The 12,146-nt window shown below is 64.1% G+C and carries 11 protein-coding genes; 10 read left to right on the top strand and 1 reads right to left on the bottom strand.

The window, feature by feature from the left end:
* Window positions 1–213 precede the first annotated feature (213 nt).
* The 7 genes from BN2476_RS27995 (at window position 214) to gnd (ending at window position 7,035) form a co-directional block, all read left to right on the top strand.
* Window positions 214–663: an ester cyclase gene (locus BN2476_RS27995; protein WP_087737470.1), complete on the top strand. Its 450-nt coding sequence runs from the start codon at window positions 214–216 to the stop codon at window positions 661–663.
* Window positions 664–829: 166 nt separating this feature from the next.
* A complete protein-coding gene (locus BN2476_RS27990; protein WP_087737469.1) occupies window positions 830–1,018 on the top strand; it encodes a hypothetical protein in 189 nt (62 codons plus the stop codon).
* Between the two features lie 198 nt (window positions 1,019–1,216).
* Window positions 1,217–1,594, top strand: coding sequence for a DUF2306 domain-containing protein (locus tag BN2476_RS27985; RefSeq protein ID WP_087737468.1), 378 nt, complete (start codon window positions 1,217–1,219; stop codon window positions 1,592–1,594).
* Window positions 1,591–2,712 carry a sensor histidine kinase gene (locus BN2476_RS27980; protein WP_160111763.1) on the top strand — a complete coding sequence of 374 codons (1,122 nt, stop codon included), beginning with the start codon at window positions 1,591–1,593 and terminating at the stop codon, window positions 2,710–2,712. The genes BN2476_RS27985 and BN2476_RS27980 overlap by 4 nt, the downstream gene beginning before the upstream one ends.
* Before the next feature lie 64 nt (window positions 2,713–2,776).
* A complete protein-coding gene (locus BN2476_RS27975; protein ID WP_087737532.1) occupies window positions 2,777–3,598 on the top strand; it encodes a LytR/AlgR family response regulator transcription factor in 822 nt (273 codons plus the stop codon).
* Between the two features lie 350 nt (window positions 3,599–3,948).
* Window positions 3,949–6,048, top strand: coding sequence for a transketolase (tkt, locus tag BN2476_RS27970; protein ID WP_087737466.1), 2,100 nt, complete (start codon window positions 3,949–3,951; stop codon window positions 6,046–6,048).
* Window positions 6,049–6,054: 6 nt separating this feature from the next.
* Window positions 6,055–7,035, top strand: a complete 981-nt coding sequence (gene gnd, locus BN2476_RS27965; protein ID WP_087737465.1) for a phosphogluconate dehydrogenase (NAD(+)-dependent, decarboxylating) — start codon at window positions 6,055–6,057, stop codon at window positions 7,033–7,035.
* A gap of 72 nt (window positions 7,036–7,107) precedes the next feature.
* On the opposite strand, the gene BN2476_RS27960 is transcribed toward gnd, so the two are convergent.
* Window positions 7,108–7,341: a hypothetical protein gene (locus BN2476_RS27960; RefSeq protein ID WP_087737464.1), complete on the bottom strand. Its 234-nt coding sequence runs from the start codon at window positions 7,339–7,341 to the stop codon at window positions 7,108–7,110.
* Between the two features lie 115 nt (window positions 7,342–7,456).
* Here BN2476_RS27960 and BN2476_RS27955 point away from each other — a divergent pair, with 115 nt between their 5' ends.
* The 3 genes from BN2476_RS27955 to BN2476_RS27945 are packed head-to-tail and all read left to right on the top strand — an operon-like array spanning window position 7,457 to window position 12,134.
* Window positions 7,457–10,393: a molybdopterin oxidoreductase family protein gene (locus BN2476_RS27955; protein WP_087737463.1), complete on the top strand. Its 2,937-nt coding sequence runs from the start codon at window positions 7,457–7,459 to the stop codon at window positions 10,391–10,393.
* A 24-nt stretch (window positions 10,394–10,417) separates the two neighbouring features.
* Window positions 10,418–11,152 (top strand): 4Fe-4S dicluster domain-containing protein, encoded by a 735-nt coding sequence (locus tag BN2476_RS27950; protein ID WP_087737462.1) that lies wholly within the window; start codon window positions 10,418–10,420, stop codon window positions 11,150–11,152.
* Window positions 11,153–11,180: 28 nt separating this feature from the next.
* Window positions 11,181–12,134 carry a dimethyl sulfoxide reductase anchor subunit family protein gene (locus BN2476_RS27945; RefSeq protein ID WP_087737461.1) on the top strand — a complete coding sequence of 318 codons (954 nt, stop codon included), beginning with the start codon at window positions 11,181–11,183 and terminating at the stop codon, window positions 12,132–12,134.
* Window positions 12,135–12,146: the final 12 nt, after the last annotated feature.

The raw sequence follows: 12,146 nt of genomic DNA, 5'->3' as shown, positions 1-12,146 counted from the left end.
GGCTTTTTACTTTGGGCCCAAACCATCTCGCTGCGACGTCAACGCTTCGTTTTCTGAAGCACCATCGGACCCGCATTCGAACAAGAACCGCAAAAGAACGCAACCGAATGTTGCAGCAAGAATCGGATGGCAGCGGGTTAGGGCGCTCGATATGTTCGTATCCAGGTGAAGCAATCCTGCTTCTCCGTAATCAAGCACAGCAAGGAGTCGAACATGTCGAAGGAAGATGACAACAAGGCGATCGTAGGCCGCTGGTTCACCCGCTTCTGGGGCGAAGAGTGCGATCTGAGCGTCGTCGACGAGATCGCCGCGCCGGACATGCTGCTCAAGTATTCGCTGCACGAGCCGCGTCGTGGCCGCGAAGACATCAAGGCCTTCATGACCGGTTTCCGCAACGCGTTCCCGGACCTCAATTTCTGGGGCGCCGCGGATCTCATCGCTGAGGGCGACTTCGTCGTCGGTCGTTGGGAAGGGGGCGGCACGCATACAGGCCCCGCATTCAGCGACTTTCTCGCGGGAACGTTGCCGCAGGCATCGGGCCGCAAGATGCACTTCACGGGCACCACGGTGCTGCGTCTGAAGGACGGCAGGATCGTCGAAGAAGTCGGCCTCGATGACGGCGTGACGGCGCTCACGCAACTGGGGCTCATCAAGACCGTTTGAACGCGCGTGGCCGGGCGTCGTCGGTGCGGACCGATAGCGCCGCAATAGAGGCCACGCAGTGCGTCGCCGCGGCGCGTTAGCTGCTTCGATGAGACAGCAAGAAGCGGAGTGTGTCTGTCCGTCCGCTGCGGGAAATTTGGCATGCCTTCCTGACAGGAGTTGAACCATGCTGCCATTTCTCGCGCTTCATGCTCTCGCGGCTCAACGTGGTGATGGACTGCGCCCGGAACTGCTTGCCTTGCTCGAACGTCACGCCAGAAGCGAGGCGTCCTTTCGCGCCAGCATCGAATCCGACGCCGCCTCTGTGAGCAGCGAAGAGTCTGTCGATCAAGTCACAAGCGCTTCCGATAGCTGACTAACCAGCGCTCGATCGCTGCATCCGCGAACAGCGGGTGCAGCGACCCACTTCACGACCCAACGCTGATCCCTCGCGCCGTCCACACCGCCATTCGCGACGCAATCCGCACGGTTCGTCGCATGCCTGTCGAAAGCCCTCCGTGCGCCGCGCAGACTGCCGTCATCGAGTTCGCTGATCCTGCCGGGGAGAGCCAGAATGCCTGCCATCATTGCCGTGCATGTCGCCACTGCAATCCTTTCTGTCATACTCGGAACAACCGTGCTTTTCGCCGAAAAGGGGACTGCACGCCACAAGTGGCTCGGCCGCCTGTGGGCGACGGCGATGTTCGCGGCCGCGCTCAGTTCGTTCGACATCCGCGAACTGAACCCCGGACATTTTTCGTGGGTGCACGGGCTGTCGCTGCTGACGTTCGTCAGTGTCGGGCGCGCGATCTGGGCGATACGGCAAGGCAACGTTCGCGGCCATCGACTCGCGATGCGCGGGTCGTTCATCGGTCTCGTCGCGGCGGGACTCGCCGCGGTGGCGACGCCGCATCGTCTGCTGAATATCATCGTGACGGGATGGTTCGCATGATTCCAGGCAGTAACGTCAAATTCCCCGCTGCGTGTGCCGACGCGCCTGCACCCGCGAAACAGCTGCTGGCCGAATATGCGCGCGAATCCGTGATCGTCGTAATCGGCAATGCGATGATCGCGGCCGGCCTGACCGTCGTCGGCATGGGGAAAGGCCTGGCGGAAAACCTCGTCTTCAGCGAGTCGATCGGTCTGTCGATCATGCTGCTGCTCCATGTCGCGCGCTTTCGTCTCCAACGCAGGAACGCGCTCACCGCGCCGAAGCTCGCGGTGGCGATGGTGGTCTCCATCGTGGCGGGCGCCGCAATCGGCCGGGTGATCGCGAGCGCGCTGCTGGGGCACGACATCGGCAAGGCATTTGCGACCAAAGACATCGCGACGACGGGCTGGATCGCGCTCGTCGCGACGCTGCTCGTCACCTGGTATGGCTGGTCGCGTGCCCGCATCGCGGGACTGAGCGAGCAGGTCGCGCGGACCGCGTGGCTTCAGGAGGCCGCTGAAAAGACTGCGCTGCGCGCCCGCTTGCAGGCGTTGCAGGCGCAGATCGAGCCGCATTTCCTCTTCAACACGCTCGCGACGCTCGACAGTCTGATCGTGTCCAATCCGCCGCGCGCACGCGAGCTGCTCGGCAGCCTCAACCGGTTCTTGCGGGCAACGCTGGAAGCATCGCGCACCGAAAGCGAGACGCTTTCCGATCAGTTTGCGGTACTCGAGTCGATGCTTGCCGTGCACGCGATGCGCCTCGGTCCGCGGCTTGCGTATTCGCTCGATCTGCCCGACGATTGCTCGACCCTCTCCGTGCCGCCGATGCTCCTGCAACCGCTCGTCGAAAACGCGTTGAAGCATGGCATTCAGGTTGCGGTCGAGGGCGGCCGGGTCGAAGTGCGGGCGAGGCGCGTCGAACCGCACGTCGAACTCGCCGTGACCGATACGGGGCCGGGCTTCGGCGCGACTCCTGCTACGCAGGGCACGGGCATCGGACTTGCGAACGTGCGCGACCGGCTTGCGGCGCTGTATGGCGAACGCGCTTCGCTGACGCTCATCGAAAACGTGCCGCACGGCATCGTTGCGAGAGTGCTGCTTCCGCTTGACGATGCCGAACGACGCGAGAGGGGTTGAATCGATGAAGACGCGCCAGCCACGCACAGCCGTATCGAACGCAGACATGCGCCATGCGCCGGAGATGTGTAGCGCGCCCACCGCGCTAATCGCCGAAGACGAGCCGCCCATTGCCGCTGCGCTGCAACGGGAACTGGCGGCGGCATGGCCCGCGTTGCAGATCGTCGCGACCGTCGATAACGGCCGCGATGCAATCGAGCGTATCGGCGCATTGCAACCGGACATCGCGTTTCTCGACATTTCGATGCCGGGCGCGACGGGCCTCGACGTCGCGCGTGCATGTGCGGACCTCGCGTCGCCTCCGCAGATCGTGTTCGTGACGGCATACGACCAGTACGCGTTGGACGCGTTCGATGCCGCCGCCATCGACTATCTGCTGAAACCCGTCGATGCGTCGCGTCTCGCGCGCACGGTCGAGCGTCTGCGCGCGCCAATGGACGCGGCGCCCGCCAGCGACGTGCACGCGGATCTGCAACGCGTGCTCGGCCAACTGGAGCAGATCACGCGCAGCGTCCAGCTCGACAGCCGCTCGCAGGACGTCGCGCGAAGCGCGCAAAGCGCGCCGCTGCGCTATCTGCGCGCATCGAGCGGGAGCGACATCAGGATCGTGCCGGTGGAGGAAGTGTTGTACTTCGAAGCCGCCGACAAATACGTCGTCGTCACGACGCGCACGGGCGAACTGCTGATTCGCACGAGCCTCAAGGAACTGTGCGCGCAGCTCGACCCGGCGCGTTTCTGGCAGGTGCATCGAAGCACGGTCGTGAACGTCGATCAGGTGGAAAGCGCCACCGTCGGCACATTGGGAAAAATGTCACTGAAGCTGCGCGGCTACGCTCGCGCAGTGGCGGTGAGCAAACAATACGCGCACCTGTTCCGGCAAATGTGACGCCACTGAAGCCATTAAAGCCACCAAAGCTGCGGCCCGATTCATGCTAAGGATGCGCGATTGCACCTGGAAATCGCGCGTCTTCAAGCACGTCGGATAGTTGCAACGGCACCCGGCGTAAGCTGGTTGCAACGTCTCGTGGGCATCGGTCCGAGGCCCTTCCCCGGCCCGCGCATCGGCGGCGAAAGCGGATCGAAACGCTTCGCGCCGCGCCTCCCGCCATCAAGCTCCGTCGACAGCGCCGCTCATCTGCAGCGCCGCGCCGGAGGCACTACACTTGCTCAATTGACCTGGTTGCCCGCTGCGGCACCTGTCGTGCCACAGCACACTCTGCAAAGGAGTCGTCGCTCATGTCACAAGTCACACCGAAGTCCCCGTCCGATCTCGACCAACTTGCGATCGACACGATCCGCACGCTATCGATGGACGCCGTGCAGAAGGCCAACTCCGGCCACCCCGGCACGCCGATGGCGCTGGCACCCGTCGCATTCCATCTCTGGCAGAACCATCTGCGCTACGACCCCGATGCGCCGTTGTGGCCGAACCGCGACCGCTTCGTGCTGTCGGTGGGGCATGCGTCGATGCTGCTGTATTCGCTGCTGCATCTTGCGGGCGTGAAAGCCATCGATGAAGACGGCAAGCCGCTGGACAAGCCCGCCGTCTCGCTCGACGACATCAGGCAGTTCCGCCAGCTCGACAGCGTGACGCCGGGCCACCCGGAGTACCGGATGACGACGGGCGTCGAGACGACCACGGGCCCGCTCGGCCAGGGGCTCGGCAACAGCGTCGGCATGGCGATGGCCGCGCGCTGGCACGAGGCGCACTTCAACAAGCCGGACGCGTCGCTCTTCGATTACCGTGTCTACGCGCTGTGCGGCGACGGCGACATGATGGAAGGCGTCTCGCATGAAGCCGCTTCGCTGGCGGGGCATCTGCAACTCTCGAACCTGATCTGGATATACGACAGCAACCGCGTGACGATCGAAGGCCACACCGATCTCGCGTACAGCGACGACGTCGAGTCGCGTTTTCGCGGCTATCGCTGGCACACGCTGCACGTCGACGACGCCAACGATGCGAACGCGCTCGAAGCCGCGATCAACGAAGCAAAGGCCGTGACCGACAAGCCGACGCTGATCGTCGTGAAGAGCATCATCGGCTGGGGCGCGCCGAACAAGCAGGACACGGCGTCGGCACACGGCGAGCCGCTCGGCGAAGAGGAAATCAAACTGGCGAAGCGCGCGTACGGCTGGCCCGAGGATGCGCAATTTCTCGTGCCCAATGGCGTGCGCGAACACTTCGCGCAAGGCCTGGGCGTGCGCGGCAAGGCGGCGCACGACGTGTGGAACCAGCGCTTCGACGAGTACGCGAGAAAGTATCCGCAGCTTGCGAAGGAGTTCGACCAGATGCAGGCGTCCGGGTTGCCGGAAGACTGGGACGAGGACATCCCCAAGTTCGATGCGGACGCGAAGGGCATCGCCACGCGCGAGTCGTCGGGCAAGGTGCTCAACGCGATCGCGCAGCGCGTACCGTGGATGATCGGCGGCGCGGCGGACCTCGCGCCGTCGACCAAGACGAACCTGAAGTTCGAAGGCGCGGGCAGCTTCGAGCATGACAATTACGGCGGGCGCAATTTGCACTTCGGCATCCGCGAGCACGGCATGGGTGCCGTGGCGAACGGTCTCGCGCTGTCGGGCTTGAGGCCTTACGCGTCGACGTTCCTGATCTTCAGCGATTACATGAAGCCGCCGATCCGCCTCTCGGCGATCATGGAAGTGCCCGTGATCTATGTGTTCACGCACGATTCGATCGGCGTCGGCGAAGACGGCCCCACGCACCAGCCGATCGAACAGCTTGCGTCGTTGCGCGGCATTCCCGGCTTGACGACGCTGCGTCCCGCCGACGCGAACGAAGTCGCCGAGGCCTGGCGCGTCGCGCTCTCGCATCCGCACGTGCCCGCGTGCATCGTCGTCACGCGCCAGCCGCTGCCCACCTTCGACCGCAAGAAGTACGCGTCCGCTGAAGGTGTGCGCCGTGGCGCCTATGTGCTCGCCGACGTGCCCGCTGGCAAGAAGCCCGACGTGCTTCTGCTCGCGACGGGCAGCGAAGTGTCGCTGTGCGTGGATGCATACGAGGCGCTGAAGGCCGAGGGCATCAACGCGCGCGTCGTGTCGATGCCGTCATGGGACGTGTTCGAGCAGCAGGACCACGCGTACAAGGACTCGGTGCTGCCGCCCGACGTGCACCCGCGCGTGGCCGTCGAGCAGGCCGCGACGATCGGCTGGGATCGCTACGTCGGCCGGCTCGGCTCGCAGATCGTGATGCATACGTTCGGCGCGTCGGCACCCCTCAAGGCGCTGAAGACGAAGTTCGGCTTCACGCCCGAGCGTGTCGTGGACGAAGCGAAGAAGCAGATCGCGCGCTGCAAGTCCGGCAACGTCAAGGAGTGACACATCATGCAGATCGGCATCGTGGGACTGGGCCGCATGGGCGGCAACATCGGCAGGCGGCTGATGCGCGGCGGTCATCAGTGCGTCGTCTACGATCACAATCCGCAAGCGACGGAAGCACTCTCGAAGGAGGGCGCAACAGGCGCAAGCGATCTGGGCGATCTCGTCGCGAAGCTCGATGCGCCGCGTGTCGTGTGGCTGATGCTGCCAGCGGGCAAGATCACCGAGGACACGCTCACAGAATTGCAGCGCGTCCTCACGGCCGACGATGTCGTGATCGACGGCGGCAACAGCTTCTACAAGGACGATATCCGCCGCGCCGCGCGGCTTCGCGAGACGGGGGTGCATTACGTGGATGTGGGCACGTCGGGCGGCGTCTGGGGACTGGAGCGCGGCTATTGCATGATGATCGGCGGCGACGACGCGATCGTGCGGCGCATCGATCCGATCCTCTCGGTGCTCGCGCCGGGGCGCGGCGAGATTCCCGTCACGCCCCATCGCGACGGACGCGATCCGCGCGTCGAGAACGGCTATATGCACACGGGCCCCGTCGGCTCCGGACACTTCGTGAAGATGGTGCACAACGGCATCGAGTACGGGCTGATGCAGGCGTACGCCGAAGGGTTTCACATCCTGAAGCACAAGGATCTGCCCGAGCTTCCGGACAGCGAGCGCTACACGCTCGATCTCGCCGATGTCGCCGAAGTGTGGCGGCGCGGCAGCGTGGTGTCGTCGTGGCTGCTCGATCTCACGGCGGGCGCGCTCGCGCAGGACGGCGAGCTGGACAAATTCTCGACGGAAGTCGCGGACAGCGGAGAAGGGCGCTGGACCATCGAGGCCGCGATCGAGGAAGCGGTGCCCGCGCAGGTGTTGTCGGCGGCGCTCTATACGCGCTTCCGTTCGCGCGACGCCGAATCGTTCCCCGAACGCATGCTGTCCGCGATGCGATTCGGCTTTGGCGGGCACAAGGAGTTTCCCGTCAAATAAGCAGCAGCGGCAGTTGAATGTGAAGCGAAGCCCGCGATATCCGTCGCGGGCTTTTTCTTGGCTTCCTTTCTCTCAATCGCCGATATTGACCGCAATAGCTCCCTGTTTGCATAACTGGAAACGAGCAGCGTCCTCAAGGCCTACGGCGCGATGTACAACCTCGAAAGAGGCGCGGTCGGGTTGTTCGAGTATCGTCGGCAACGGCCAGATCAAGCGGGAGATGACCAGCGCTCCCAGCGCCTGCACGCGCACGACTATCGGCTGCCACGATGGTTTGAATTCGAAATCGCGATTTTTATTTTGCACCAGGCGCTCTTAGCATTGACAGGGTAGTGAATCCGGCAACGGGTACAGCGGCTGTCATTGCGCGTTCGTCTTCGTGTTCGCGCCGTTGCCACCGGGCAATCACAGGGAGGCATCGATGGAGCACAAAGCTCGCACCCAGAACGAAAAGCTCGAAGTCAAGACGACGACCTGCTACATGTGCGCGTGCCGATGCGGCATCCGCGTGCATCTGCGCGATGGCGAGGTGCGCTATATCGACGGCAACCCGGAGCATCCGCTCAACCAGGGCGTGATTTGCGCGAAGGGCTCGTCGGGCATCATGAAGCAGTACTCGCCCGCGCGCCTCACGCAACCGCTGCTGCGCAAACAGGACGCGCCGCGCGGCAGCGCGCAGTTCGAGCCCGTCTCGTGGGACGTGGCATTCGACATGCTCGAAAAGCGTCTCGCCCATCTGCGCGCGACGGACCCCAAAAAATTCGCGCTCTTCACCGGACGCGATCAGATGCAGGCGCTGACGGGCCTGTTCGCGAAGCAGTTCGGCACGCCGAACTATGCGGCGCACGGCGGCTTCTGCTCGGCGAACATGGCCGCGGGCATGATCTATACGATGGGCGGCTCGTTCTGGGAGTTCGGCGGCCCCGACCTCGATCGCGCGAAGCTGTTCTTCATGATCGGCACGGCCGAGGACCATCACTCGAATCCGCTGAAGATCGCGATCTCGAAGTTCAAGCGCGCGGGCGGCCGCTTCATCGCGATCAATCCGATTCGCACCGGCTATGCGGCGATTGCCGACGAATGGGTGCCGATCCGCCCCGGCACTGATGGTGCGCTCTTCATGGCGCTGATGCGCGAGCTGATCGAAAGCAATGCATACGATCGCGAGTTCGTCGAGCGCTATACGAATGCGGGTGAACTGCTGGACATGCGCCCCGATAGCGACACGTATGGCCTTTTCGTGGCCGACGAAGCGGCCGACGTGAGCAATCCTCTCTTTCCGCAGAATCATATGTGGTGGGACCCCGCGAGCCAGCGCGCCGTGCTGCATCACACGCCGGGCGCGCGGCCCGCGCTCGAAGGACGCTATACGCTTGCGGACGGCACGCCCGTCGCGCCGTCGTTCGAACTGCTGCGCGAGCAGGTGGCGGACTGCACGCCGGAATGGGCGTCGCAGATCACGGGCATTCCCGCCGATACGATTCGCCGTCTTGCACGCGAAATGGCCGATGTCGCGCGCGATCACAAGATCACGCTGCCGATCCAATGGACGGACGCGTGGGGCGAAACGCACGAGACCGTGACGGGCGCGCCGATCGCCTTTCATGCGATGCGCGGGCTCGCCGCGCACTCGAACGGCTTTCAGTCGATCCGTGCATTGGCCGTGCTGATGTCGCTGCTCGGCACGATCGACCGGCCGGGCGGCTTCCGGCACAAGTCGCCGTATCCGCGCGCCGTGCCGCCGTCGGCGAAACCGCCGAACAGCCCCGACGACGTGAAGCCCAATACGCCGCTCGCAAACGGTCCGCTCGGCTGGCCCGCCGCGCCCAACGACCTGTTCATCGACGACAGCGGCGAACCCGTGCGTATCGACAAGGCGTTCTCGTGGGAATATCCGCTCGCCGTGCATGGCCTGATGCACAGCGTGATCACGAACGCGTGGCGCGGCGATCCGTATCCGATCGACACGTTGTTGATCTTCATGGCCAACATGGCATGGAACTCGTCGATGAATACCGTCGAAGTCCGCAAGATGCTCGCGGACAGGCACGATAACGGCGAGTACAAGATTCCGTTCATCATCGTGTGCGACGCGTTCCAGTCGGAGATGACCGCATTCGCCGATCTGATCCTGCCCGATACGACATACCTCGAACGCTACGACGCGATGTCGATGCTCGACCGGCCGATCTCCGAATTCGACGGCCCCGTCGATTCCGTGCGCGTGCCCGTCGTGCCGCCGACGGGCGAATGCAAGCCGTTCCAGGAAGTGCTCGTCGAACTGGCGAGCCGCCTGAAGTTCCCCGCATTCACGACGCCGGAAGGCGAGCGCAAGTATCGCGACTACCCGGACTTCATCGTCAATCACCAGACGGCGCCGGGCTCGGGCGTGGGCTTCCTGATCGGCTGGCGCGGCAAGGATGGTGACAAGGCGCTCGTCGGCGAACCGAATCCGCGGCAGTGGGAAGAGTACGCGAAGCACAATTGCGTCTATCACTACACGCTGCCCGAATCGATGCAGTACATGCGCAACTGCAACGGGCCGTATCTGGAGTTCGCGGTCGAGAAGGGCTTTCGCAAGTTCAACGAGCCCATTGTGATCGCGCTCTACTCGGACGTGATGCAGAAGTTCCGGCTCGCCGCGCAGGGCAAGACGAAGGGACGCCAGCCGCCGGATCATCTGCGCGCGCGCATCGAGCAGTATTTCGATCCGCTGCCGTTCTGGTATCCACCGCTCGAACACGATACGACCGATCACGCGGAGTATCCGCTCGCGGCCGTCACGCAGCGGCCGATGGCGATGTATCACTCGTGGGACTCGCAGAACGCGTGGCTGCGTCAGATACATGGCGAGAACTATCTGTACATGAATCCGCGCACGGCAGTGACACAAGGCATCGAAGACGGCGGCTGGATCTACGTCGAATCGCAATGGGGCAAGGTGCGCTGCCTTGCGCGCTATAGCGAAGCCGTCGAGCCGGGCACCGTGTGGACATGGAATGCGATCGGCAAGTCGGCGGGCGCGTGGAATCTCGGGCCCGACGCGAACGAATCGCAGCGCGGCTTTCTGCTGAATCACCTGATCGCGGATGAGATTCCCGTCAACAGCGCGAATCACCCGCGCACATCGAACTCCGATCCCATCACGGGCCAGGCCGCGTGGTACGACGTGCGCGTGCGCATCTATCCGGCCGAAGCGGACGCCGATCATACGCTGCCGCAGTTCGCGCCGATGCCTGCGCTGCCGGGTGTCGTCGGCGGGGCAGCGGGCGGCATGATTCATCGCATCGTGCAGACGTATTTCGCGGGACGTGGCGAGTTCGCCGCGCGTCTGCGTAAGGCTGCCGAGCGTAACTGAGTGCAACTGAAACGGAGAGCATCGATGACACAGATGGCGCTCGTGATCGATCTGAACGTCTGCGTGGGCTGCCACGCATGCGTGACGAGCTGCAAGGAGTGGAACACGTCGGGCGAGGCGGGCAGCCTGGCCGATCATCGTCCGTACGACGCCGATCCGTCGGGCACGTTCTTCAACCGCGTGCAGACGTTCGAAGCGGGTGAGTTTCCGCTCGCCGACACCATTCATTTCCCGAAGTCGTGCCTGCACTGCGAGGACCCGCCGTGCGTGCCCGTCTGTCCGACGGGGGCGAGCTACAAGCGCAAGGAAGACGGCCTCGTGCTGGTCGATTACGACCGCTGCATCGGCTGCAAGTACTGCTCGTGGGCCTGTCCGTACGGCGCGCGCGAAATCGACGAAGAGCGCAAGGAGATGACGAAGTGCACGCTGTGCGCGGACCGCATCTACAACGAAGCACTGCCCGAGCGCGACCGCAAGCCTGCATGCGTGCTCGCGTGCCCGACATCGGCGCGGCTCTTCGGCGACATTCATGATCCCGAGTCGGTCGTATCAAAGGCGATTCGCGAGCGCGGCGGCTATCAGCTGATGCCCGAATGGGGCACGCGGCCGTCAAATCACTATCTGCCGCGTCAGAAAGTGACGTCGTGCGGCAGCGGCGCGTGTTCGTGCAAGACGTCCGATGGCGACGAAGCTGCGTCCGTCGAAACGCAGGCGGAACGCGGCGAGCTTCATCTCGCGTCGATTGCGACGCGCGTGTGAGTGAACAGATCGAAAACGGGAGAACGGAATGAATCCGGCATTTTCAGTGGTGTTCCTCACGACGCTGAGCGGCGCGGGACAGGGGCTGCTGATCGCGCTCGTGGGCGTCGAGGCGGCGTCGCGGCTCGGCTTCGCCGATGTGGCAGCGGTGCCGCAACTGTTCTATGTCGTCGGTGCTCTGCTGTCATGCGTGCTTGGCGCGCTGGGGCTGCTTGCGTCGTTCTTTCATCTGGGCCATCCCGAGCGCGCATGGCGCGCGATCGCAATGTGGCGCACGTCGTGGCTGTCGAGAGAATGTCTGTGCCTGCCCGCGTTCCTTGCGTGCACGTTCGCTTATGGCGTCGCGCATGCGTTCGCATCGCCTTATACGCTTGAGATCGGCTTCGTTGCGGTTGCCGCGAGCGGGTTGCTGTTCATCTGCACGGCGATGATCTACGCGTGCCTGCGCTTCCTGCAGGAATGGGCGACGCCGCTGACGCTCGTCAATTTCGTGCTGTTAGGTTGTGCATCGGGCTTTACGCTCGCGACGGCGTGTGCCGCGTGGTTCGCGCCTGCGCTGATCGGGCCGCTCGCGGTGGGCGCATGCGGGTTGACGGTTGCGGGTTGCGCGTCGCGCGTCGCATCGTTGATGCGAAATGCGCGGCTCAGGCCGAAATCGACGGTGCAAAGCGCGACGGGCATTCGCGGCGCGCGCGTCGAGCAGAAATCGCGGGGCTTCACGGCGGGCGCGTTCAATCTGCGCGAGTTCTTTCATGGCAAGACGCCGCAGACGTTGAAGCGCATCAAGTGGACGTTTCTGATCGCTGCGTTCGTCGTGCCGTTCTGCCTGATCGTGTCGGGCGGAAGCGTGCGTTCGATCGGGCTTTCGTTCGTGCTGCTGTGTGCGGCGTCGGTGATCCAGTACGCGGGGCTCGTGGCCGAGCGCTGGTTCTTCTTCGCGGAAGCGCGGCATCCGCAGAATCTTTATTATCGGCAGGCGTAACGTACGTAGCCG

Source organism: Paraburkholderia piptadeniae, from assembly GCF_900007165.1.
Lineage (GTDB): Bacteria > Pseudomonadota > Gammaproteobacteria > Burkholderiales > Burkholderiaceae > Paraburkholderia > Paraburkholderia piptadeniae.
The sequence above is the reverse complement of the archived record's forward strand: the minus strand, read 5'-3'. Positions and strand labels throughout refer to the sequence as shown.

Coding starts and splice junctions, on each gene's coding strand:
- BN2476_RS27980 (WP_160111763.1), top strand. CDS start 1,591: ATGATTCCAGGCAGTAACGTCAAATTCCCCGCTGCGTGTGCCGACGCG.
- BN2476_RS27985 (WP_087737468.1), top strand. CDS start 1,217: ATGCCTGCCATCATTGCCGTGCATGTCGCCACTGCAATCCTTTCTGTC.
- tkt (WP_087737466.1), top strand. CDS start 3,949: ATGTCACAAGTCACACCGAAGTCCCCGTCCGATCTCGACCAACTTGCG.
- BN2476_RS27990 (WP_087737469.1), top strand. CDS start 830: ATGCTGCCATTTCTCGCGCTTCATGCTCTCGCGGCTCAACGTGGTGAT.
- gnd (WP_087737465.1), top strand. CDS start 6,055: ATGCAGATCGGCATCGTGGGACTGGGCCGCATGGGCGGCAACATCGGC.
- BN2476_RS27995 (WP_087737470.1), top strand. CDS start 214: ATGTCGAAGGAAGATGACAACAAGGCGATCGTAGGCCGCTGGTTCACC.
- BN2476_RS27945 (WP_087737461.1), top strand. CDS start 11,181: ATGAATCCGGCATTTTCAGTGGTGTTCCTCACGACGCTGAGCGGCGCG.
- BN2476_RS27955 (WP_087737463.1), top strand. CDS start 7,457: ATGGAGCACAAAGCTCGCACCCAGAACGAAAAGCTCGAAGTCAAGACG.
- BN2476_RS27975 (WP_087737532.1), top strand. CDS start 2,777: ATGTGTAGCGCGCCCACCGCGCTAATCGCCGAAGACGAGCCGCCCATT.
- BN2476_RS27950 (WP_087737462.1), top strand. CDS start 10,418: ATGACACAGATGGCGCTCGTGATCGATCTGAACGTCTGCGTGGGCTGC.